Source organism: Agrobacterium sp. LMR679 (assembly GCF_027157905.1).
Classification (GTDB): domain Bacteria; phylum Pseudomonadota; class Alphaproteobacteria; order Rhizobiales; family Rhizobiaceae; genus Agrobacterium; species Agrobacterium leguminum.
The window spans coordinates 2,165,166-2,186,324 of the sequence record NZ_JAPVOJ010000002.1 but is presented as its reverse complement, the minus strand read 5'-3'; the positions used below and the strand labels follow the sequence as shown (position 1 = coordinate 2,186,324).

Below are 21,159 nucleotides of genomic sequence, written 5' to 3'. Positions count from 1 at the left end.
AGGATCAAGAAGATGGACGTCATTCTTCTCGAACGCATCAACAAGCTCGGCCAGATGGGCGAAACCGTAAAGGTTCGCGACGGCTACGCCCGTAACTTCCTGCTGCCGCAGGGCAAGGCGCTGCGCGCCAATGCCGCCAACAAGGCACGTTTCGAAACCGAGCGCGCAACGCTCGAAGCCCGTAACCTCGAGCGCAAGTCGGAAGCCCAGAAGGTTGCCGAGGCTCTGGAAGGCAAGTCCTTCATCGTCGTCCGTTCGGCTGGCGAAACCGGCCAGCTCTACGGCTCTGTCGCCGCTCGCGACGTCGTTGAAATCCTCGGCGCAGAAGGCTTCAACATCGGCCGTAACCAGGTTGAACTGAACACGCCGATCAAGACCATCGGCCTGCACAACGTTACCCTTCACCTGCATGCCGAAGTCGAGCTTCAGGTTGAGCTGAACGTTGCCCGTTCGGCTGAAGAAGCTGAGCGTCAGGCCAAGGGCGAAAGCCTCACCTCCGCTGACGCCATCTACGGCGTTGACGAAGACGCGCTGCGTCCGGAAGACTTCTTCGATCCGGAAGCCGATCGCGACGGCGACGACGAATAAGATTTGGCTTAACGGTCAAAGGAAAACCCCGGATGGAGACATCCGGGGTTTTTTGTTGGGTTGAATTCGCGGAGGAATACCCCCTCTGCCCTGCCGGGCATCTCCCCCTCAAGGGGGAGATCGAATCGTGGCTACCGTTCGGCCATCTCAACGTTGCGATTATGGCGATGTAAGCCCGCCTTGCCGATCTCCCCCTTGGGGGGAGATGTCCGGCAGGACAGAGGGGGTGAGCCACGCCCGTCCAATCCTAACCTACTTCGCCGCCGTCTCCGCCCCCTCCGGCGCCACGCTCTTGTCCACATGCACCACCACCGACATGCCCGGCGAAAGCTCCGCCGTCAGCGGCTGATCGGCATCGATGGCGATCCGCACGCCGAGGCGCTGGGCGATCTTTACGAAATTGCCCGTCGCATTATCCGGCTTGATGACGGCGAATTCCGAGCCGGTGGCGGGCGAGAACCGTTCCACATGGCCGGTAAGCTTGCGGCGATGCAGGGCATCCACGGAGATCGTCACCGGCTGGCCCACCTGCATGCCCGCAAGCTGGGTTTCCTTGAAATTGGCGATGACCCAGACATCATGCGGCACGACAGCCATCAGTTGCGTTCCGGCGGTGACATATTGGCCGGTGCGGACGCCGACTTCGCCGAGCCTGCCATCCACGGGCGCGTGGATTTCGGTATTGGCAAGGTCGATCCGGGCAAGTTCGACCGACGCTTCAGCATTGGCGACGGCCGCCTGCAGCGAGCTGCGGTTGACGATGATGGTTTGCAGATCCTGCCGCGAAACCTCAAGCGCCGCCTTGGCCTGCGAGAGCGACGCCCGCGCCTTTTCGAGCGCGGCATGGGCCTCTTCCTGGAGGCTGGAGGTTCCCACACCGCTCTTGATGAGATTATCCTGACGGTCGGATGCGAGCTGCGCCTGTTTCAGCGAGGCCTGGGCGCTGTCGACCGCCGCCTGGCTGGAAAGAATATTGGCATTGGCCGCATTTTCCTGCTGGCGGGAATTATCGAGTGCCGCCTTCTGCGTATCGAGCGTTGCTTCCGCCTGCGCCTGCTTCTGGCGGTAGATGCGGTCATCGATCTTCGCCAGCAGCGCACCTTGGCTGACCTCCTGATAGTCCTTCACCGGCACGTCCACCACATAGCCGCTCACCTGCGGGCTCATCGTCGTGACATAACCACGCACGAAGGCGTTGTCGGTCATTTCGACGGTGGAAAGGAACGGCGGCAGCCGCCAGGCGTAAAGCACCAGCGCCACGCCGGCGAGACCGCCGAGCAGCACGAGAATGGAAACGGGGGTAAAAAACTTCTTCAGCATTTTGTCACTCTTGGAATGTTCAAGACTGTGGTGCCGGTGCGGCATCGATTTCTTCCCGGAAAAGGAAAGGGCGGATGCGCAGCCATGCAAGGTGGATCAAAAGCGTGGCCAGCGCCAGCGCAGAGACGACGGAGATCAGCAGGAACGTGTCATTATAGGCAAGCACATAGGCCTCCCTGCTGACCTGCTGGCCAAGCAGCGACAGCCCCTCGGCCTTCAGCAATGCCGGATCGGTGATGACATGGCTGTAAGCGCCGGAAAGCTGCGAGACGCGCTGGGCGACCACGGGATTGGTGAGCAGGATATTTTCCACCAGAATATTGGAGTGGAATTTCTCCCGCAGCGTCACGAAACTGCCGAGCAGGCCGGTCATCAGCATCGAACCGGTAATCTGCGTGAACAGGAAGATGGTAATGAAATTCACCAGATAGGGCGCACCCCGGGCCAGAGCGGCGGCAAAACCCTTGGCCATGACGGGCGGCAGGAACATGGCCGCGCCAAAGGCAATCATCATCTGGCTGAGATACATCTCACCCGGCCGCGTCAGATTGTTGGACTGGCTATCCATGAACGAACCGGCAGCGATCAGCGCCAGCGCAATCACGTGGGCGGTATCGACGTATTTCGTGAGCATCAGCCACGCACAGGCCGCACCGCCGAGAATAGTCGCCAACAGCACAAGTGCATAAAGTGTCGTCGTCTGTTCGTTCAGCAGGCCGAGTTGCTGGTAAAAGCTGACCGCCGTTGAAGATTGCTCGGAGGAAACCGCACGGTAGACGAGCAGGACCGCAATAATGTGCAGGTTGGTTTTCGAGAAAATCCAGCGCAGGTCCAGCAGCGGGTTCTTGCGCGGCAATTCGATGAAAGCCATGAGGGTCAGAAGTGCGATCGACGTCGCCAGAAGGACGCCCAGCCACCAGGTTTCGAACCACCAGTAGAACCGGCCGAGCGTGAGCATGACCGCCAGACAGCCGAGACCACCTGCAAACAAGAGATAGCTCAGAATATCCATGCGCTCGATAACTTTCGCGCGCGGCGGCGGGGTGACTTTCAGCACATAGATCATGGCGAAAGCGATCAGCGCGAATCCCACTTCCATGGAATAGAGCGCATTCCAGCCGTCGATTTCCAAGAGGGATGGCGAGACGATGCGCGCGAGCGGCGCTGACAGCAACGTGCCCGTCAGCGCTATGCTGAAACCGAGCGAGAATTTCCGCGCAGGCGGAAAGGCCTCCAGAATATAGAGAAAGCCGAGCGACGAGATCGGTGCGGCTGCCATGCCGCTGACAAAACGGATAACGATTGCCGAATGCAGGTCTGTCACGAACAGGTTGAGACAGGAAGCGACGACAAACACGATAATCGAAACTTCGGCAAAGGGCCGCAGGCCATATTGCGCCCGGACCTTGAACAACGCGATGGAAAAGGTGGCATAGGGCGCCATATAGGCGGCGGAGAGCCAGGCGACCTCGGCCACGGTGGCGGAAAACTCGCCCTGCAACTGGTAGATATTGGCCATGACGAGGTTCATGCCCAGGCCTTGCGTGATGAAGAACGACAGGCCAGCGAAGATGAAACACAGCCGCAACCAGAGCGGCCGCTCAACGGGCTGAGGTGCGGCGGCAGCGGCAGGTTCCGACACGGCTTCGCCCGTGCCGGAAGCGCTCATCGGCGTCGCTGCCTCTTCCGGAAGGTCGGCGGGTTTGGCGGTCCCTTCGGCATCCTGGGAAACGGCCTTGTCAGCGGTTTGCGGTATGAGGGTGCTCACGATTGCGCCCTCCCCGCCGCCAGATTTTGCAGATTTGCCGAAAGCCGGCGCATGACATCAAGCGCCATGGCCAGTTCCTGCGAGGAAATATCGGCGGCAATCTCGGAGCGCAGCGATTTCGCCATCGCCTGCACCGTCTCGGAGGTTTTTTCCCCTTCCGCCGTCATGTGGATGCGTTTGGCGCGGCGGTCGTTCTCATCGGAACGGCGTTCGATGAGGTTCTGTTTCTCCATGCCATCGAGCACCCGCACCAGCGTCGGCGTTTCGATTTCCATTTCCTCGGCAAGCTCGGTCTGCGTCAGCGGTCCACGACGCGAGAGCGCAAAAAGAGCGCGCGCCCGTGCAAGCGTCAGCCCGCTCTCCCCCACCCGCGCATCGAAAAACGCGCGCAGTTTGCGGGTGAAGGCGGAGACTTCATCCAGAAGCTGTTCCTTGTCGGTCTCGCGGGACATGTCAGCAAGCCTTATAATTAGCACACTACTTATTTTCTGCCTATTTATTCGTAAGACTGACGATTTTCAAGTTTCTTTCACGCCGGGTCTGCCATGCGATAAACTCATGGCAGCGAATCACCTTGCCGGAGGGATCCGGCGCCTTGTCCTCAACCCGCCTGTGGATTGCTGGGGACAACTGAAGAAGTGATCGAGCTTCGCAGAGCGGACGTCAGCCTGCCATAGAGTGTTGCAACATTATCATTGACTGCCATGCCCCAGGAAGCCAAACCCGAGGTTCAAGGACAAAGGCAAAGGGAGATCGCGCAAACCATGAACGACGCTGTGAGAAAGATCACCCCCGCGCAACCGGCGGAACCGCACTACCGCGAAGCGCCGAACAACATCGAGGCCGAACAGGCGCTGCTCGGCGCCATCCTCGTCAATAACGACGCCTATTACCGCGTGTCGGACTTTCTGAAGCCCGTGCATCTTTACGAACCGCTGCACCGCAAGATTTTCGAGGTGGCGGGCGATATCATCCGCATGGGCAAGACCGCCAATCCGGTGACGATCAAGACCTTCCTGCCCGCCGACGACAAGATCGGCGATCTGACGGTGGCGCAGTATCTCGCACGTCTGGCGGCGGAAGCCGTATCGATCATCAACGCGGAAGATTACGGCCGCGCGATCTACGATCTGGCGCTGCGCCGCGCGCTGATCCAGATCGGCGAGGATGTCGTCAACATCGCCTATGACGCGCCGCTCGACATGCCGCCGCAGGCGCAGATCGAGGACACCGAACGCCGCCTGTTCGAGCTGGCGGAAACCGGCCGTTACGATGGCGGCTTCCAGTCGTTCAACGATGCCGTAGCGCTGGCGATCGACATGGCGGGCGCCGCCTTCGAACGCGACGGCAATCTCTCCGGCATTTCCACCGGCATTCATTCGCTCGACGCCCGCATGGGCGGGTTGCAGCGTTCCGACCTTATCGTGCTTGCCGGTCGTCCGGGTATGGGCAAGACCTCGCTTGCGACCAACATCGCCTACAATATCGCCGCATCCTATGAGCAGGAAGTGCAGCCGGACGGGTCGTACAAGGCGAAAAACGGCGGCGTCGTCGGCTTCTACTCGCTCGAAATGTCGTCCGAACAGCTCGCCACCCGTATCATTTCCGAGCAGACCGAAGTGTCTTCCTCGAAAATCCGCCGCGGTGACATTACCGAGGCCGATTTCGAAAAGCTCGTCGCCTGCTCCCAGATGATGCAGAAGGTGCCGCTCTACATCGACCAGACCGGTGGTATCTCGATTGCGCAGCTTTCCGCCCGCGCCCGCCGCCTGAAGCGCCAGCGCGGCCTCGATGTTCTGGTGGTCGACTACGTTCAGCTGATGACCGGCTCCGGCAAGAGCGGCGAAAACCGCGTACAGGAAATCACCCAGATCACCACGGGTCTGAAAGCGCTCGGCAAGGAACTCAACGTTCCGATCATCGCACTGTCACAGCTCTCCCGTGCGGTGGAAAGCCGCGAAGACAAACGCCCGCAGCTTTCCGACCTGCGTGAATCCGGCTCCATCGAGCAGGACGCCGACGTGGTGCTTTTCGTGTTCCGCGAGGAATATTACGTCAAGAACATGGAGCCGCGCGATATTTCCGATCCCAAATATGCCGAATGGGAAGCCCTGTTCGACAAGGTGAAAGGCACGGCCGACGTCATCATCGCCAAGCAGCGTCACGGACCGACCGGCACGGTGAAGCTCGCCTTCCAGTCCGAATTCACCCGCTTTACGGATCTGGCCGATCCGAGCTTCAGCCAGTACGAAGAACATTGAGGCGCAGCAACGCCGGCTATCGATAAAAAAACGCCCCGTCCTGCTTCAGGATGGGGCGGAATCTTTTCAATGGCTTGGGACTGACACCTCAGAAGCCGATTCATCGATTGTACCGCTCGGCAATGCAATGACCTGATCGCCGGCGCGGATGCTGCTCTGGCGGTGGGTGATGGCGATGATGGTGATATCGCTGTCGACCCGTCTTAACTGGTCCATGATTTCCCGCTCCGTCTCCTCGTCCAGCGCCGAGCTTGCCTCATCAAGCAGCAGAATGGACGGTTCACCGTAAAGCGCACGGGCAATCGCAACCCGCTGACGCTCGCCGCCGGAAAGCTTCAGGCCCCTTTCCCCGACAATCGTGTCGAAACCCTCCGGCATCGCCTCTATCCTGTCGAGTATCGCGGCGCGCTCGGCCGAGCGGCGCAGTTTTTCCTCATCCAGCACCCGCCCGAGCACGACATTGCTGCGCAACGTATCGTTCAGCAATTGCACCTCCTGCGGAACGATGCCGGCAACGGCAAACCAGTCGTCGCGGCCGATTGCGGTCAGATCGGTGCCATCGATGGTGATACGACCCGATTGCGGCGCCATGGTTTTCTGCAGAAGCCGGAAGAGTGTCGATTTGCCGGAACCCGTCTCGCCGGTAATGAAGGTCAGACGCCCCGGCGTTGCAGTGAAAGAAACGCCTTCGACGCCGCGAGCGTTTTCGTAGCGAAACCCCACATCGTCGAATTCTATCGCTTTGCCCGATAGCCGCAGCGGGTTGGCATGGGGCGGTTCCTCCTCTTCCGGCGCATTCCACATGCGGGCATAGGGCGCGAAGTGGGCGAAGGATCGGACCGCCTCGCTGATCGATTGCCCGATCAGTTCAAAAGGCATGTTGAGCTGAAGCAGAAGCGTGTTGAAGAGAACGATATCGCCTATCGACAGGGCTCCCGCCTCGTAACGTGGCAACAGGAGATAAAAGCCGATGACCATCTGCATGGCGAGTGCGAGCGAGATGGTGAAGACGAAGCCGATCCGGCGCAGGGAATAAAGCCGCCAGTTGCGATAGATAGAGCCCGCATTATCCGCAAAGCGACGCTTCATCCACGCCGTGCTGCCCGTGTGCCGCAAAGGCTCGATCATGCCGATGGCGTTTCCGACAAAACCGGCATTCTCCTGCCCGGCTTCGATAGCCTTTTCCAGAAAAGGCGTGGTCAGGCGGTTCGAAGCGAGCGTGAGCGCGATGAAGGCCGCGCCGTAAACAACGACGATGGCGACCAGATCCGCACTGAGGACCGTTCCCAGCAACAGGGTGCTGAACAGGAACGTGGCGATGCCCGGCACGAAATAAATAAGGCCGATCTGCATGATCGCCGAGGCGGCCGAAGCGCCCCTTGTCTGCGCAGCCTGAATTTCCGCCGGGTTGTGATCGTTGAAGAACGACGGTTTTTTATGGACGATGCGCTCGAAGAAGCGCGTGGTCGCGACATATTCCAGCCGCTCCGAATGGATGACCGACATATATTGCGTGGAGCGCTGAATACCCGTCGCCAGCGCCGTCAGGCCCGCATAGAGCGAAAAACCGAGCATCCATTGCAGCGGCGCATCCGGCAGATCGTCGATCAGGCGGGAAAACACGTAAGGCCCGGCGGTGGCGAGAACAGACCCGAGCAGGATCGTCAGCAGCAAAAAGGTGATGGATGGCCATGACGTCTTCAGGTCTTCGGCATAGATTCGGGAAAGCGGTCCGAATGCAACTTCGCGATTGCCTGTCATCACTCTCTCCCGCCCGGCGCTGCTTGAAAGATACGGCAGGCACTGGATAACGGCTTGGAAGCGCTTGCTCAAGTCCGGACTATCGTCCTCAGTTCACATTCAATAGTGCGCATGGAACGGGTTTTCGCCCTGTCCCGCCCGTTCTGTTCCCAAGGGAGGAGTCTTTTCAACGGTTTGACCGGATTGTCTCACAATCCGATTCCGCGCAGCAGCGCCACGGCAGCAACACCGAGCGTTGCGGCTGGCAGGAGGCTGAGGCGCAGCGCCGCGATGGCGGTTACCGCGCAGGCGATGGTTTCCGCCGGTCCGCTGGCGAGCGCCGTCGGCGTCACCACGGCCATCAGGACGGCGGGCGGCACCACGCCGAGCGCCTTTTTCAGGCGTGGTGTCAGCGTAAAATGAGTGACCAGCAACAGGCCGCCAAGGCGCGTGGCGACGGTTGCCGCCATCATGGCAAGAATTGTCAGCAGCGTATTCGGGTCGAGCGTCATGCCGGCTGCTCCGCCTGTTCCTCGTGGCCAAAGGCGGCGACGGCGAGACCCGCCAGCGCGCCGGCGGCGATATACCAGGCGCCGGGAACCAGTGCGTGGGTGAGACAGGCGGCGGCGGCGCTTGCCAGAAGCACGAAGCCGGTTTCCCTGCCCTTCCAGAACCCCATGAGCAGCACGATGAAGACGGCGGGAAAGGCGAAATCCAGACCGATGACCGACATATCCCCCACCACCGAACCGAGCAGCGCGCCGGCAAGAGTTGCAAGGTTCCAGACGAGATAGATCGACAGCGCAGCACCGGTGAAAAAGGCCGCCGTCAGCCTGCCGGCGATGACGCGGAATTCGGACAATGCCCAGGATTCATCCGTCAGCACCAGCATGGCGGCACATTTGCGCCAGCCCCTGAAATCCTCCAGCTTGCCGGCTATGGAGGCGCTCATCAGCACATGGCGCAGATTGACCAGCAGCGCCGCAAAGCCGAGCGCGCTCCAGCTTGCCGGATGCGTCCATAAATCCATCGCCACGAATTGCGAGCCGCCGGCAAAGACCAGCAACGACATCAGCGAGGCTTCGAGCGGCGACAGGCCCTTGCCGATGGCGACAGCGCCGAACACCACGCCAATCGGCACCATGGCGACCAGCAATGGCGCGGCGGCCCGCAATCCCGCGCTGAATTCCGCGCCTTTTCCCGATATCGACATCGCGTTCTCCCTTTCGAAGGAGAGGGATTACGCTTGCGACATTATTCGGTCTTGAACGAAAGTGACGTCAGGCGGTTTTCTGCTGAAGCGTCGCTTTTCTTTTGTCGCATTTCCGAACGGAAATGCGGGCTTTGAACTCAGGCCACCCGGAACTGCCCCGGTGTGACACCGGTGCGGGCCTTGAAATGCCGGGTGAAATGCGCCTGGTCGGCAAAACCGCACATTGCCGCTACCTCGGCCGGCATCTCGCCGGCGCGCAGAAGCCGGCGCGCCCTGCGGACGCGCACATCCGTCAGATAGGCATGCGGGGTGATGTGAAACTCTTTCCTGAAAGCGCGGATGAGGTGCGCGCGGCTGAGACCGGCGATGGAGGCCAGTTCCTCCAGGCCGATATCGGTCTCGTAATTGTCGGAAAGATAGTCGCGGGCGGTATAAACCGCCGTTTTCTCCCGTGTTTCGACGGGCAGGATAATGGCGCTGCCGTGCCTGCCGAACAGGGCGGCGAGAACCGAGAACATGCCCTCATCCGCCTCCAGAGCGCCGGATTTCTCCTCCAGCCGCCGATGCGCCATCTGGAAGGCGGCCGCCATCTGCGGATCGCGCGGCAGAAATCTTGGGAAGGACGGCGTGCCGTGAAAGGCCCTGCCCGTCACATCCTCGATAATATCGCGCAGCAAGACGATATCGGGATAGATCATCCGATAGCGATAACCGCCGCCACCCGGTGCGCCATCGTGAACCTCATCCGGGTTGATGAGATAAAGATGCCCCGGCCCCGTCTGCTCGGTGGTGCCCTGAATGGTGGAAATCTGCGAACCGCTTTCGATGGCGCCGATCGAGAAGGTGTCATGCGCATGCGGCGAATATTCATGGGTCAGAAAAGTCGCGCTCAGGCACTCCATGCCGCCAAAACGCCTGTCACGCCAGAAACGGGTGGTTTCCGTCGTCGCAATCGGCATGACATCTATGGCCTGTTCCTGCGAAACATTGTGCATAGCGTGAGTTTAAAACATTCCATCCTTACCGTCTTGAACAAAAGTGCTAGGGTCCAAACCGGTTCAAGATCAACCGGACGCATGGCATGACAGACGACTTCGAAGACAGCTTTCCCGAAAACGAAACCGACATTTTCGAGCACGCACCGCTGAGGCTGACCGTCGATCTCGGCGCGCTCGCCGATAATTGGCGGGACATGAAGAGGCGTTCCGGCAGGGCGCGGACGGCGGCTGTCGTCAAGGCCGATGCCTATGGTCTCGGTATCGAGGATTGCGGGGCGACGCTTTACCATGCCGGCGCGCGCGATTTCTTCGTGGCGACTGTGGCCGAGGGTGCGACCCTGCGTTCCTATGCCCCGGAAGCGCGTATCTTCGTGCTGTCAGGCATATGGCAGGGCCAGGAACGCCAGGTTTTCGACAATGATCTGGTGCCGGTTCTGGCCTCCGAGGAACAGCTGTCCTTCTGGATGGCGACGGTTGCCGAGCGGGGCGATCACCCCTGCGCGCTGCATGTGGATACGGGCTTCAACCGCCTCGGTCTGCCCCTCGACGACGCGCTGTTTCTGGCTGACGACGTGACGCGGCCGGCAAGTTTCGACCCGGTTCTGGTGCTGTCGCACCTCGCCTGCGCCGACACACCCTCCTCGCCGATGAACAGGGTCCAGCTCGAATCATTCCGAAAGGTTAGCGCCGCTTTCGAAGGCATCGAATCAAGCCTGTCGGCTTCCGCCGGTATCTTCCTCGGCTCGGACTATCATTTCGATCTCACTCGCCCCGGCATCGCCCTTTATGGGGGCGAAGCGGTCAACGGCATGGCAAACCCGATGCGTCCCGTCGCCACGGCCGAAGCGCGGATCATCCAGATTCGCGAAGCGGGCGAAGGCCAGACCGTGAGTTATGGCGGCACTTTCCTGCTGAAGCGCGCCAGCCGCCTTGCCATCGCTTCCGTGGGTTATGCGGATGGATACCAGCGTTCGCTTTCCGGTTCCGGCATTCCGCTGCGCGAAATGGGCCATGGCGGCGCTTATGGCGTCGTCAACGGCCACAGGGTGCCGGTAGCCGGCCGCGTGACCATGGACCTCACCATTTTCGACGTGACGGATGTTCCGGCCAATGCCATCCGTGCTGGCGACTATATCGAGCTTTTCGGTCCCAGTGTGCCCGTCGACGAGACCGCGCGGGCGGCCGGCACCATCGGCTACGAGATGCTGACGGGGCTTGGCCTGCGTTACGAACGGCAATATCTGATGGCCGACGACTGAGCCGCGCCTTTAGCCCTTGGAAAGCTGCGGTGACCTGTGCTAGAAGAGAACAAAAGGAGATCGAAATGCCCGAAATCCATTTGAGCGAGCAGGACGAGAAGTTCATCGAGGAGCAGGTGGCGGCGGGCATCTACAGCGATGCGGACGCGGTTATTCATGCGAGCCTGCAATTGTTGAGCAGTGATGAAGGCAAAAGAGCCGCACTTAAATTGCTGATTCAGGAGGGCATTGATGATGCAGAAGCCGGACGGGTTCACCGTTATGCCTCCCAGGACGACTTCCTGAGCGATATCAAACGCGTTGCTGCGCAACAAAAAACGGGGATCGATCATTAAGATTCGGATCCCTGTATGGACCACGAGGGCAAGGCGCGATCTCGTTGACGATCATGCCTATATCGAGGCTGAAAATCCCCTTGCTGCCGATCGCCTCGTTCTTGATATCTACAATAAAATTGAATCGACGGCGGCACTTGGTTTGACCGGCGTTTCAAGAAGCGGATACGGCGTTGGAATTCGTAGTATTGCGTACCGGGAGCGCGTGATTTTCTTTCGTGTCAGCGATAGCGAGCTTACTGTGATGCGCGTGCTTCACGGCCACCAAGACATCTCCGCCGACCATTTCAAACAAGAAGAAAACTGATAGAAGATGGCAAAAGCCAAGACCCAATTCGTGTGCCAGAACTGCGGCACGGTTCACACCCGCTGGGCGGGAAAATGCGAAGGCTGCGGCGAATGGAATACCATCGTCGAGGAAGACCCGATGGGCGGCATCGGCTCCGGGCCGGGCAAGACGCCCAAGAAGGGCCGGCCCGTCACGCTCACCTCGCTTTCCGGTGAAATCGAGGAGGCGCCGCGTATCCCGACCGGTATCAGCGAGCTGGACCGGGCGACCGGCGGCGGTTTCGTGCGCGGTTCGGCGGTTCTGATCGGCGGTGATCCGGGCATCGGCAAGTCGACGCTCCTCATGCAGGCCGCAGCGGCCCTTTCGCGGCGCGGGCATCGCATCATCTATGTCTCGGGCGAAGAGGCGGTGGCGCAGGTGCGTCTGCGCGCGCAGCGTCTCGGGGCTGCGGAAACCGATGTGCTGCTGGCGGCGGAAACCAATGTCGAGGATATTCTGGCGACGATCTCCGAAGGCAAACGGCCCGATCTCGTCATCATCGATTCCATCCAGACGCTGTGGAGCGATACGGCCGATTCCGCCCCCGGCACGGTGACACAGGTGCGCACCGGCGTGCAGGCGATGATCCGGTTTGCCAAACAGACCGGGGCGACCATGGTGCTCGTCGGCCACGTCACCAAGGAGGGCCAGATCGCCGGTCCACGCGTGGTCGAGCACATGGTCGATGCCGTGCTTTACTTCGAAGGCGACCGCGGACATCACCATCGCATCCTGCGCACCGTCAAGAATCGCTTCGGGCCAACTGATGAAATCGGCGTTTTCGAAATGTCGGATCGCGGTCTACGGGAAGTCTCCAACCCCTCCGAACTGTTTCTCGGCGAGCGCAACGAAAAGTCGCCGGGTGCTGCGGTTTTTGCCGGCATCGAGGGCACGCGGCCCGTGCTTGTCGAGGTGCAGGCGCTGGTCGCCGCCACTTCGCTGGGTACGCCGCGTCGTGCCGTGGTCGGCTGGGACAGTTCCCGCCTTGCCATGATTCTGGCCGTACTGGAGGCCCATTGCGGCGTGAAGCTCGGCCAGCATGATGTCTATCTGAATGTTGCCGGCGGCTACCGTATTTCCGAACCGGCCGCCGATATGGCGATTGCCTCGGCGCTCGTTTCCTCGCTTGCCGGTCTTGCCCTGCCCGCCGATTGTGTTTATTTCGGCGAAATCAGCCTGTCGGGCGCGGTGCGGCCGGTCTCGCATACGGGCCAGCGATTGAAAGAAGCTGAAAAACTCGGCTTTTCCGCCGCACTTCTGCCTTCTGCTTCGGCTGAATTGCCGAAAGGCGGCAAGGGGCGCTGGACGGAAATCGAAAGCCTTCCGGACCTCGTGGCCCGCATCGCCGGCTCCGGCAACCGGTTCAAACAGGTTGAGGACGACGAATATTGATCCTTTCGCCAAGGGAAACAGTGGTGTAAGAGGATCGCAAAATTGGCAAGGCAGCGTCTGACAAGGCGTCGCACCTCCGGAGTTGGTATATGCCCATTACAATTTTCGACGGCATCGTCATCGCCGTTGTTCTTTTCTCCGCCCTTCTTGCAATGGTGCGCGGTTTTTCACGCGAGATTCTGTCGATTGCGAGCTGGGGCGGTTCGGTCGCCGCCGCCTATTATCTCTATCCGGTCCTGCTGCCCTATGCGCGCAACTATACCGATGACGACAAGATCGCCATTGCCGGTTCGGCAGGCGTGGTCTTCCTCGTTTCGCTGATCGTGATTTCCTTCATCACCTCGCGCATTGCCGATTTCATCATCGACAGCCGCATCGGCGCGCTGGATCGCACGCTCGGTTTCCTGTTCGGCGCGGCGCGCGGCATTCTGCTTTTGGTCGTCGCGGTCGCCTTCTGGAACTGGCTGGTGGATGTGAAGACGCAGCCGGAATGGGTCACACAGGCAAAGTCCAAGCCCTTCCTCGACGGGCTGGTGGGCAAGCTGGAAGCGGTTCTGCCTGACGATATCGAGCCGCAGATCCGCGCCCGCATCCTCGGAAAACCACAGGAGCCGGCAGCCACGCAGGCGCCTGCGGAAGATGTGCCGGCAACAAATCCGCCGGCAACGAATAATTGACACGAGGGTGCGCCTTGCAATGCATGCAAGGCGCGCTATTTGTGCTAAATATCAAGCACGACACAGACGGACCGACCGGGGGAAATACTCACCGGAGAGGTCTTTCTTTTTTTCTCGGTAGAGAGCAAGGGCAAGCCGGATGATTGAGCCGCTTTCGCATTCCCCGTTCCCTGGGGCCACTTTCAAGGAAGAGATCGACGGCGACACGCTGCATGAAGAATGCGGCGTGTTCGGCATTCTCGGCCATGCCGACGCCTCGGCGCTGACCGCTCTCGGCCTGCATGCGCTTCAGCATCGCGGCCAGGAAGCGGCGGGCATCGTCTCCTTCGATGGCAAGCGCTTCCATCAGGAACGCCATATGGGCCTCGTCGGCGATCATTATACCGATCCGGCAACCCTTGCCCGCCTGCCCGGCTCCATCGCCATTGGCCACACCCGTTATTCGACGACAGGCGAAGTGGCGATGCGCAACGTGCAGCCGCTGTTTGCCGAGCTGGAAGAAGGCGGCATTTCCATTGCCCATAACGGCAATTTCACCAATGGCCTGACGCTGCGCCGCCAGATCATCGCCACCGGCGCCATCTGTCAGTCGACGTCGGATACCGAAGTCGTCCTTCACCTCATCGCCCGCTCGCGCCACTCCTCCACCGCCGATCGCTTCATCGACGCCATCCGCCAGATGGAAGGCGGTTATTCGATGCTGGCGATGACCCGCACCAAGCTGATCGCCGCCCGCGATCCTATCGGCATCCGCCCGCTGGTCATGGGCGAGCTTGATGGCAAGCCGATCTTCTGCTCGGAAACCTGCGCTCTCGACATCATCGGTGCGAAGTTCGTCCGCGACGTTGAAAACGGCGAAGTCATCATCTGCGAAATCCAGCCGGACGGTTCGATCACCATCGATGCGCGCAAGCCTTCGAAGCCGCAGCCGGAGCGCCTCTGCCTGTTCGAATATGTCTATTTCGCCCGCCCCGATTCCGTCGTCGGCGGCCGCAACGTCTACACGACGCGCAAGAACATGGGCATGAACCTTGCCAAGGAAGCGCCGCTGGAAGCCGACGTCGTTGTCCCGGTTCCCGATGGCGGCACGCCGGCAGCACTCGGTTTTGCGCAGGAAAGCGGTATTCCTTTCGAATACGGCATCATCCGCAACCATTATGTCGGCCGCACCTTCATCGAGCCGACACAGCAGATCTGCGCTTTCGGCGTCAAGCTGAAGCATTCGGCCAACCGGGCGATGATCGAAGGCAAGCGTGTGGTGCTGGTGGACGATTCCATCGTGCGCGGCACGACCTCGGTGAAGATCGTGCAGATGATCCGCGAGGCGGGCGCCAAGGAAGTTCATATCCGCGTCGCCAGCCCGATGATCTTCCATCCGGATTTCTACGGCATCGACACGCCGGACGCAGACAAGCTGCTCGCCAACCAATACGCCGATGTCGAGGCGATGGCGAAATATATCGGTGCCGATTCGCTGGCCTTCCTGTCCATCGACGGGCTTTACCGTGCGGTGGGCGGCGAAAACCGCAACCCGGCCCGTCCGCAATTCACCGACCATTATTTCACCGGCGACTATCCGACCCGCCTTCTCGACCAGAATGGCGAGGCGATGGGCAGCAAGATTTCCATGCTGGCTAGCAACGGCTGATACGCCTTACACAAAGCGGCCATCCGGCTTCCGGTGGCCGCTTTTTTCTTGCCTTTTGTTCAGGCCCTCGCATGCGACGATATGATCGCTTGCGAAAGGCCAGCGGCGCTTCGTAGAAGGAAGCGCAATCATTTCGGGGGAGACAATGACTATCGATCTGAAGGGGACCATCAATCTCAAGGGCCGCATCGCTCTCGTTACCGGCGCTTCGCGCGGCATCGGCTATTTCACGGCGCTGGAACTCGCCAGGGCCGGCGCGCATGTCATCGCCTGCGCCCGCACGGTGGGCGGCCTTGAGGAGCTGGACGACGCCATCAAGGCTGTCGGCGGCACGGCGACGCTGGTTCCCTTCGATCTCTCCGACATGAAAGCCATCGATGCGCTGGGCGCGAATATCTTCGAGCGCTGGGGCAAGCTCGATATTCTGGTTGCCAATGCCGGCGTTCTCGGCGTCATCTCGCCGGTTGGCCATATCGAGGCGAAAGTCTTCGAAAGGGTCATGAACATCAACGTCACCGCCACCTGGCGGCTGATCCGTTCGGTCGAGCCGCTGCTTCTGAAATCGGATGCCGGCCGCGCACTGATCCTGTCTTCGGGCGCCGCCCATAGCTGTCGCCCCTTCTGGGGTGTCTATTCCACCTCTAAGGCGGCAGTCGAAGCGCTGGCCCGCACCTGGGCAGCGGAAACGCAGAAGAGCGCGCTTCGCGTCAACAGCATCAATCCCGGTGCGACACGCACGGCGATGCGTGCGCAGGCCATGCCCGGCGAAGACCCGGCCACCGTGCCGCATCCATCGGAGGTGGCCGCAGCCATTCTTCCGCTCGCCTCGCCCGATCTGACCGAAACCGGCAAACTCTTCCTCGTGCGCGAGGGAAAATTCGTGGATTACCGCCAGCCGGAGTGAATATTTTCCGCTCGGAGCGGCGGTGCGGCCACCACGGTTGCTCTTGACCGGGCCGCACCGCCGCGCCATAAAGCAAGACATGAGAACGATGATCTGCACCTGCTGCTGAGATTTTTTTTGCTGGTTCGCCACCGGCCAGATCGTTTTCGTCTCCCGCAAGGTCAAGAAAGATAAACGTTCCGGCCAGGATAATATTCTGCCTTTAGGGAACTGCCGCATGTCCTTGCGCCTGAAATTTCACAATACACTCACACGCGAAAAAGCGGAATTTGCGCCGATCGACGCTGACAATGTGCGCATGTATGTCTGCGGTCCGACGGTCTATGATTTTGCCCATATCGGCAATGCGCGCCCGGTCATCGTGTTCGATGTTCTCTACCGGCTGCTGCGCCACGTCTATGGCGAGACCCATGTGACCTATGCCCGCAACATCACGGATCTCGACGACAAGATCAACGCGCGGGCGCTGAGGGATTATCCGCATCTGCCGCTGAATGACGCCATTCACGCGGTGACGAAAAAGACCGCAGACCAGTTCCATGAGGATGTGGCCACGCTCGGCTGCCTTCCGCCGACCGTCGAACCGCGCGCCACCGACTACATCGCGGAGATGATCGACCTCATCGAGAAGCTGATCGCCCGCGGCCATGCCTATACGGCCGGCGGAGAGGTGCTGTTCGATACCCGCTCGATGGCCGATTACGGCCAGCTTTCCAAGCGGCCGCTGGACGAGCAGCAGGCGGGCGCGCGCGTGGCGGTGGAAGCCCACAAGAAGAACCCTGGCGATTTCGTGCTGTGGAAACTGTCCTCGGACAACGAACCGGGCTGGGAAAGCCCCTGGGGTCGCGGCCGTCCGGGCTGGCACATCGAATGCTCGGCCATGTCCGGCCGATATCTCGGCGAGGTCTTCGATATTCATGGCGGCGGGCTCGACCTCATTTTCCCGCACCATGAGAACGAAATCGCGCAATCGCGCTGCGCCAACGGCACGCATGTCATGGCCAATGTGTGGATGCATAACGGCTTCGTGCAGGTGGAAGGCCGCAAGATGTCGAAGTCCGAGGGTAACTTCGTGACGATCTACGAATTGCTGCACACGGAGAAATTCGGCGGCCGGAAATGGCCGGGCGAGGTTCTGCGCCTTGCCATGCTGATGACGCATTATCGCGAGCCGATCGATTTTTCGGTGAAGCGTCTGGAAGAGGCCGAACGTCTGCTTGCCAAATGGCCGGCGGCGGAAGCCTCCGATGCTGCGCCGGATGAAACCGTGCTCGAAGTGCTTGCCGACGATCTCAACACGGTTGCCGCCGTGCAGGCGCTGCACGCGCTGGCCCACGCCGCCAATCTGGACCCATCGAGGCTGCCCGCCTTTGCGGCGAGTGCCGCCCTGCTGGGTGTCCTGCCGAAGAAGGCGGAAATGGATGAGGCCATCGTTTCGGCCGTCGATGCGCTGGTGCAATTGCGGCTCGAGATGCTGAAGGCGAAGAACTTTGCGGAGGCGGATCGTGTTCGCGACGAGCTTTCCGAGAAGGGCATTCAGCTGAAGGATGGCAAGGACAAGGAGACGGGCGAGCGGACGACGACGTGGGAGTTGAAGCGGTAGGCTCCGCATTCGAGGCTCACCCCCTCTGCCCTGCCGGGCATCTCCCCCTCAAGGGGGAGATCGGCAGGAGGCGCTACCTTAACTTCACTCTTCAGCGTCGAGATGGGCAAAGGCCGCGCCACAGATCGATCTCCCCCTTGAGGGGGAGATGCCCGGCAGGGCAGAGGGGGTAAACCCCACGACACGCCCTTGCTTTCACCCACACCATGCCCCAATCTCACGGCACCCCTTCAAGCCGCGAGCATCCTCATGCCCCATGCCAAGGTTGAGCTAAAACACCGCGCGTATGCCCGGCAGATGCGAAAGGCCATGACCGACGCAGAGCTGAAGTTCTGGAACGCCGTCCGCGCTCACCGCCTTGACGGCATGTCTTTCAGACGCCAGCTGCCGGTCGCCGGATATATCGTTGATTTCGCTTGCCCCTCGCATAAGATCATTGTCGAACTGGACGGGTTTCAGCACGCGGACGACGCTGCGGCAGCCTATGACCAAGAGAGAACACGCACGTTTAAGGAACTCGGCTGGACAGTCCTCCGTTTCTGGAACGAGGATATCCTCAGAGACATAGACAATGTCTGTCTCCACATTATCCGAACGGTGAAGGAGGACCGACCATGACGACATATACAGGCGGATGCCAGTGCGGCGCGATCCGTTTTCGCGCTATCGGCGAACTGAAAGACAGTTCCATCTGCCATTGCCGCATGTGTCAGAAGGCTTTCGGGGCCTATTACGCGCCACTGGTTTCGGTGCGCGGCGTGCAGTTTGAATGGACCCGGGGAGAGCCGAAACGTTTCCAGTCATCCAGCGTCGTCAAGCGCGGTTTCTGTCCCGAGTGCGGAACGCCGCTCACCTATGAAGCGCCTGACGGTGTGGCGGTGGCGGCGGGGGCTTTTGACGATCCGGCCGCGTTGCCGCCGACCATTCAGTGGGGCGTTGAACGCAAGATCGATTTCGTCGACACGCTTCACACGCTGCCTGCCGTTGCCACCGAGGACGACCTGACGCAGGTGGACTATCTCGCAGATCTGGTTTCCTACCAGCATCCCGACCACGACACCGAAAACTGGCCACCGGAGAACAGATGATGAGCGAAGCGGGATTTTCCGGCGGTTGCCAGTGCGGCGCCGTGCGTTTCCATGCGGGCAAGCTCGGCCGGGCCTCCATCTGCCATTGCCGCATGTGCCAGAAACATTTCGGCAATTTCTTCGGCGCGCTGGTCAGCGCCGATCAGGCGCATCTGACCTGGACGCGCGGCCAGCCTGCCCTCTTCCGCTCCTCGGCAAAAATCCATCGCGGTTTCTGCAACAAATGCGGCACGCCGCTGACCTATCATTATCCCGGCGGCGTGGAGATCGCCATCGGTGCTTTCGATGAGCCCGAGCTGATCGAACCGCAGGTGCAGGTCAATTTCCACAAGCGGATGCCGTGGATCGAGCAGCTGTTCGGCAAACCGGCCGTGGAACAGGGCGTGGACGAGGCGGAGATCACCTCCTATCAGCACCCGGATCACGACACGCAGGTCTGGCCGCCGGAAGACGGTCGCGCATGAGCGAAACCGAGGGTTTCAGCGGCGGATGCCAATGCGGCGCAGCGCGGTATCGGATAGGGGGCGGTCTTCGTTATCCGCATCTATGCCATTGCCGCATGTGCCAGAAGGCATCGGGCAATTATTTCATGCCGCTTGCCGCAAGCGCGCTTACGCAGTTTGAAATGACCCGCGGCGAAGCGGCGTGGTTCCAGTCCTCCGATCACGTGCGTCGCGGCTTCTGCGGCCGATGCGGCACGCCGCTGTTCTACGACATGCCGGGTGCCGACTTCATCAATATCGCCCTCGGTTCGCTGGACGAGCCGCAGCGGGTAAGGCCCGAGGCGCAATCCAATCTCACCGGCAAAATGCACTGGTTCGGCGCACTCGATGGCTTGCCGGTCGAGCCGGAACCTGCAACGGATAGCCCTCCCCCTCGGGTGAACAATTACCAGCACCCGGACCATGATACGGCCGAATGGCCAGCGAAGGATGATGACCCATGACCGAAGAATTGCGCGGCCTTTACCCCGAGATCGAACCTTTCGAGACCGGCATGCTCGATGTCGGCGACGGCCACACGATCTATTGGGAACGAGTGGGCACACGCGGTGCAAAGCCTGCAGTCTTTCTGCATGGTGGCCCCGGCGGCGGCGTCAATCCCACGCATCGCCGTGTTTTCGATCCGGCCCTTTACGATGTCATCCTGTTCGATCAGCGCGGCTGCGGTCGCTCCACGCCGCATGCGGAGCTTGAAGCCAACACCACATGGCATCTGGTTGCCGATATCGAAAGGCTGCGTGAACTTTGCGGTTTCGAAAAATGGCTGGTTTTCGGCGGCTCCTGGGGCTCGACGCTGGCGCTCGCCTATGCCGAGACCCATCCCGAGCGTGTCAGCGAGCTGGTTCTGCGCGGCATTTATACTGTCACCAGGCCGGAACTGGACTGGTATTACCAGTTCGGCGTTTCCGAAATGTATCCGGATCAGTGGGAAAAATTCATCGCGCCCATCCCGCAAGCCGAACGCGGCGAGATGATGCAGGCCTATAACCGCTATCTCACCGGCACCGACGAGGCGAAGAAGCTCGAATGCGCCAAGGCATGGAGCCAGTGGGAAGGGGCGACCATCTCGCTCGTTAGCGATCCCGACCGGATCGAGGATTTTGGCGAGGACAAATACGCCATCGCTTTCGCCCGCATCGAGAACCACTTCTTCGTCAATGGCGGCTGGCTGGAGGAAGAGCAATTGCTGCGAGACGCCGGCAAACTCCGGGATATCCCCGGCGTCATCGTGCATGGGCGCTATGACATGCCCTGCCCGCTGAAATATGCCTGGCAACTGGCCAAGGCCTGGCCGAAGGCGGATTTCCACATCATCGAGGCGGCCGGACATGCGATGAGCGAGCCGGGCATTCTTGACCGACTGATTCGCGCCAACGACCGTTTCGCCGGGAAATAACCAGTCCTTTCAGCGCCTTGTAACGGACGGATAAGACAATGATTCACGCAGGGCTTCCTGCGCGGATCATTTCCTCCCGTCGCGGGGCAGCCCATTTCAAGGGCAGCGCGCCTTTTATTCATGCAGTTTTTCTCATGA

The 21,159-nt window shown here is 60.6% G+C and carries 22 protein-coding genes; 15 read left to right on the top strand and 7 right to left on the bottom strand.

The window, feature by feature from the left end:
- Window positions 1-12: 12 nt before the first annotated feature.
- On the top strand, window positions 13-588 hold the full coding sequence (gene rplI / locus O3W47_RS21345) for a 50S ribosomal protein L9 (RefSeq protein ID WP_003520720.1): 576 nt from the start codon (window positions 13-15) through the stop codon (window positions 586-588).
- A 252-nt stretch (window positions 589-840) separates the two neighbouring features.
- On the opposite strand, the gene O3W47_RS21340 is transcribed toward rplI, so the two are convergent.
- The 3 genes from O3W47_RS21340 to O3W47_RS21330 are packed head-to-tail and all read right to left on the bottom strand — an operon-like array spanning window position 841 to window position 4,128.
- On the bottom strand, window positions 841-1,908 hold the full coding sequence (locus O3W47_RS21340) for an HlyD family secretion protein (RefSeq protein ID WP_269314554.1): 1,068 nt from the start codon (window positions 1,906-1,908) through the stop codon (window positions 841-843).
- Between the two features lie 19 nt (window positions 1,909-1,927).
- Entirely contained in the window at window positions 1,928-3,676 is a 1,749-nt protein-coding gene (locus O3W47_RS21335) for an MFS transporter (protein ID WP_269314553.1), read from the bottom strand.
- A complete protein-coding gene (locus O3W47_RS21330) occupies window positions 3,673-4,128 on the bottom strand; it encodes a MarR family winged helix-turn-helix transcriptional regulator (protein WP_003520717.1) in 456 nt (151 codons plus the stop codon). Before O3W47_RS21330 ends, O3W47_RS21335 begins: the two co-directional genes overlap by 4 nt.
- A gap of 312 nt (window positions 4,129-4,440) precedes the next feature.
- On the opposite strand from O3W47_RS21330, the gene O3W47_RS21325 reads away from it, so the two are divergent.
- Entirely contained in the window at window positions 4,441-5,937 is a 1,497-nt protein-coding gene (locus O3W47_RS21325; RefSeq protein WP_003520716.1) for a replicative DNA helicase, read from the top strand.
- Between the two features lie 66 nt (window positions 5,938-6,003).
- Here the strand turns inward: O3W47_RS21325 and O3W47_RS21320 are convergent, their stop codons facing one another.
- The 4 genes from O3W47_RS21320 to O3W47_RS21305 all read right to left on the bottom strand — a co-directional run bounded on the left by O3W47_RS21320 (window position 6,004) and on the right by O3W47_RS21305 (window position 9,885).
- Complete coding sequence (locus tag O3W47_RS21320; RefSeq protein ID WP_174023862.1) at window positions 6,004-7,698, bottom strand: ABC transporter ATP-binding protein; 1,695 nt, start codon at window positions 7,696-7,698, stop codon at window positions 6,004-6,006.
- A 188-nt stretch (window positions 7,699-7,886) separates the two neighbouring features.
- Window positions 7,887-8,189, bottom strand: coding sequence for an AzlD family protein (locus O3W47_RS21315; protein ID WP_127757615.1), 303 nt, complete (start codon window positions 8,187-8,189; stop codon window positions 7,887-7,889).
- Window positions 8,186-8,890: an AzlC family ABC transporter permease gene (locus O3W47_RS21310; protein ID WP_127757616.1), complete on the bottom strand. Its 705-nt coding sequence runs from the start codon at window positions 8,888-8,890 to the stop codon at window positions 8,186-8,188. Before O3W47_RS21310 ends, O3W47_RS21315 begins: the two co-directional genes overlap by 4 nt.
- A gap of 137 nt (window positions 8,891-9,027) precedes the next feature.
- Window positions 9,028-9,885: an AraC family transcriptional regulator gene (locus O3W47_RS21305; RefSeq protein WP_167857034.1), complete on the bottom strand. Its 858-nt coding sequence runs from the start codon at window positions 9,883-9,885 to the stop codon at window positions 9,028-9,030.
- Window positions 9,886-9,971: 86 nt separating this feature from the next.
- Between O3W47_RS21305 and alr the strand changes: the two genes are divergently transcribed.
- The 13 genes from alr (at window position 9,972) to pip (ending at window position 21,021) form a co-directional block, all read left to right on the top strand.
- Window positions 9,972-11,147 carry an alanine racemase gene (alr, locus tag O3W47_RS21300; RefSeq protein ID WP_127757617.1) on the top strand — a complete coding sequence of 392 codons (1,176 nt, stop codon included), beginning with the start codon at window positions 9,972-9,974 and terminating at the stop codon, window positions 11,145-11,147.
- A gap of 65 nt (window positions 11,148-11,212) precedes the next feature.
- Complete coding sequence (locus O3W47_RS21295) at window positions 11,213-11,482, top strand: type II toxin-antitoxin system ParD family antitoxin (RefSeq protein ID WP_127757618.1); 270 nt, start codon at window positions 11,213-11,215, stop codon at window positions 11,480-11,482.
- Entirely contained in the window at window positions 11,448-11,789 is a 342-nt protein-coding gene (locus O3W47_RS21290) for a type II toxin-antitoxin system RelE/ParE family toxin (protein ID WP_236774926.1), read from the top strand. Before O3W47_RS21295 ends, O3W47_RS21290 begins: the two co-directional genes overlap by 35 nt.
- Before the next feature lie 6 nt (window positions 11,790-11,795).
- The gene (radA, locus tag O3W47_RS21285) at window positions 11,796-13,202 is read left to right on the top strand and encodes a DNA repair protein RadA (RefSeq protein ID WP_003520708.1); all 1,407 of its coding nucleotides are present in this window, start codon (window positions 11,796-11,798) and stop codon (window positions 13,200-13,202) included.
- 89 nt (window positions 13,203-13,291) lie between these two features.
- A complete protein-coding gene (locus O3W47_RS21280) occupies window positions 13,292-13,879 on the top strand; it encodes a CvpA family protein (RefSeq protein ID WP_035261832.1) in 588 nt (195 codons plus the stop codon).
- 139 nt (window positions 13,880-14,018) lie between these two features.
- Entirely contained in the window at window positions 14,019-15,527 is a 1,509-nt protein-coding gene (gene purF / locus O3W47_RS21275; RefSeq protein ID WP_269314552.1) for an amidophosphoribosyltransferase, read from the top strand.
- Between the two features lie 145 nt (window positions 15,528-15,672).
- A complete protein-coding gene (locus tag O3W47_RS21270; RefSeq protein WP_262535071.1) occupies window positions 15,673-16,431 on the top strand; it encodes an SDR family NAD(P)-dependent oxidoreductase in 759 nt (252 codons plus the stop codon).
- 217 nt (window positions 16,432-16,648) lie between these two features.
- A complete protein-coding gene (gene cysS / locus O3W47_RS21265; RefSeq protein WP_269314551.1) occupies window positions 16,649-18,034 on the top strand; it encodes a cysteine--tRNA ligase in 1,386 nt (461 codons plus the stop codon).
- Between the two features lie 249 nt (window positions 18,035-18,283).
- Window positions 18,284-18,652, top strand: a complete 369-nt coding sequence (locus tag O3W47_RS21260) for an endonuclease domain-containing protein (protein ID WP_269314550.1) — start codon at window positions 18,284-18,286, stop codon at window positions 18,650-18,652.
- Window positions 18,649-19,122 (top strand): GFA family protein, encoded by a 474-nt coding sequence (locus tag O3W47_RS21255; RefSeq protein WP_137003236.1) that lies wholly within the window; start codon window positions 18,649-18,651, stop codon window positions 19,120-19,122. The genes O3W47_RS21260 and O3W47_RS21255 overlap by 4 nt, the downstream gene beginning before the upstream one ends.
- On the top strand, window positions 19,122-19,586 hold the full coding sequence (locus tag O3W47_RS21250; protein WP_137003234.1) for a GFA family protein: 465 nt from the start codon (window positions 19,122-19,124) through the stop codon (window positions 19,584-19,586). Before O3W47_RS21255 ends, O3W47_RS21250 begins: the two co-directional genes overlap by 1 nt.
- Window positions 19,583-20,068, top strand: coding sequence for a GFA family protein (locus O3W47_RS21245; RefSeq protein WP_269314549.1), 486 nt, complete (start codon window positions 19,583-19,585; stop codon window positions 20,066-20,068). Before O3W47_RS21250 ends, O3W47_RS21245 begins: the two co-directional genes overlap by 4 nt.
- Window positions 20,065-21,021, top strand: coding sequence for a prolyl aminopeptidase (gene pip, locus O3W47_RS21240; RefSeq protein WP_137003231.1), 957 nt, complete (start codon window positions 20,065-20,067; stop codon window positions 21,019-21,021). The genes O3W47_RS21245 and pip overlap by 4 nt, the downstream gene beginning before the upstream one ends.
- Window positions 21,022-21,159: the final 138 nt, after the last annotated feature.

Excerpts from the sequence above, each read along its gene's own strand:
- O3W47_RS21310 (WP_127757616.1), bottom strand. The coding sequence starts at position 8,890 with ATGTCGATATCGGGAAAAGGCGCGGAATTCAGCGCGGGATTGCGGGCC.
- purF (WP_269314552.1), top strand. The coding sequence starts at position 14,019 with ATGATTGAGCCGCTTTCGCATTCCCCGTTCCCTGGGGCCACTTTCAAG.
- O3W47_RS21340 (WP_269314554.1), bottom strand. The coding sequence starts at position 1,908 with ATGCTGAAGAAGTTTTTTACCCCCGTTTCCATTCTCGTGCTGCTCGGC.
- O3W47_RS21315 (WP_127757615.1), bottom strand. The coding sequence starts at position 8,189 with ATGACGCTCGACCCGAATACGCTGCTGACAATTCTTGCCATGATGGCG.
- rplI (WP_003520720.1), top strand. The coding sequence starts at position 13 with ATGGACGTCATTCTTCTCGAACGCATCAACAAGCTCGGCCAGATGGGC.
- radA (WP_003520708.1), top strand. The coding sequence starts at position 11,796 with ATGGCAAAAGCCAAGACCCAATTCGTGTGCCAGAACTGCGGCACGGTT.
- O3W47_RS21245 (WP_269314549.1), top strand. The coding sequence starts at position 19,583 with ATGAGCGAAACCGAGGGTTTCAGCGGCGGATGCCAATGCGGCGCAGCG.
- pip (WP_137003231.1), top strand. The coding sequence starts at position 20,065 with ATGACCGAAGAATTGCGCGGCCTTTACCCCGAGATCGAACCTTTCGAG.
- O3W47_RS21305 (WP_167857034.1), bottom strand. The coding sequence starts at position 9,885 with ATGCACAATGTTTCGCAGGAACAGGCCATAGATGTCATGCCGATTGCG.
- O3W47_RS21255 (WP_137003236.1), top strand. The coding sequence starts at position 18,649 with ATGACGACATATACAGGCGGATGCCAGTGCGGCGCGATCCGTTTTCGC.
- O3W47_RS21270 (WP_262535071.1), top strand. The coding sequence starts at position 15,673 with ATGACTATCGATCTGAAGGGGACCATCAATCTCAAGGGCCGCATCGCT.
- O3W47_RS21330 (WP_003520717.1), bottom strand. The coding sequence starts at position 4,128 with ATGTCCCGCGAGACCGACAAGGAACAGCTTCTGGATGAAGTCTCCGCC.
- cysS (WP_269314551.1), top strand. The coding sequence starts at position 16,649 with ATGTCCTTGCGCCTGAAATTTCACAATACACTCACACGCGAAAAAGCG.
- O3W47_RS21325 (WP_003520716.1), top strand. The coding sequence starts at position 4,441 with ATGAACGACGCTGTGAGAAAGATCACCCCCGCGCAACCGGCGGAACCG.
- O3W47_RS21320 (WP_174023862.1), bottom strand. The coding sequence starts at position 7,698 with ATGACAGGCAATCGCGAAGTTGCATTCGGACCGCTTTCCCGAATCTAT.
- O3W47_RS21280 (WP_035261832.1), top strand. The coding sequence starts at position 13,292 with ATGCCCATTACAATTTTCGACGGCATCGTCATCGCCGTTGTTCTTTTC.
- O3W47_RS21250 (WP_137003234.1), top strand. The coding sequence starts at position 19,122 with ATGAGCGAAGCGGGATTTTCCGGCGGTTGCCAGTGCGGCGCCGTGCGT.
- alr (WP_127757617.1), top strand. The coding sequence starts at position 9,972 with ATGACAGACGACTTCGAAGACAGCTTTCCCGAAAACGAAACCGACATT.
- O3W47_RS21260 (WP_269314550.1), top strand. The coding sequence starts at position 18,284 with ATGCCCCATGCCAAGGTTGAGCTAAAACACCGCGCGTATGCCCGGCAG.
- O3W47_RS21295 (WP_127757618.1), top strand. The coding sequence starts at position 11,213 with ATGCCCGAAATCCATTTGAGCGAGCAGGACGAGAAGTTCATCGAGGAG.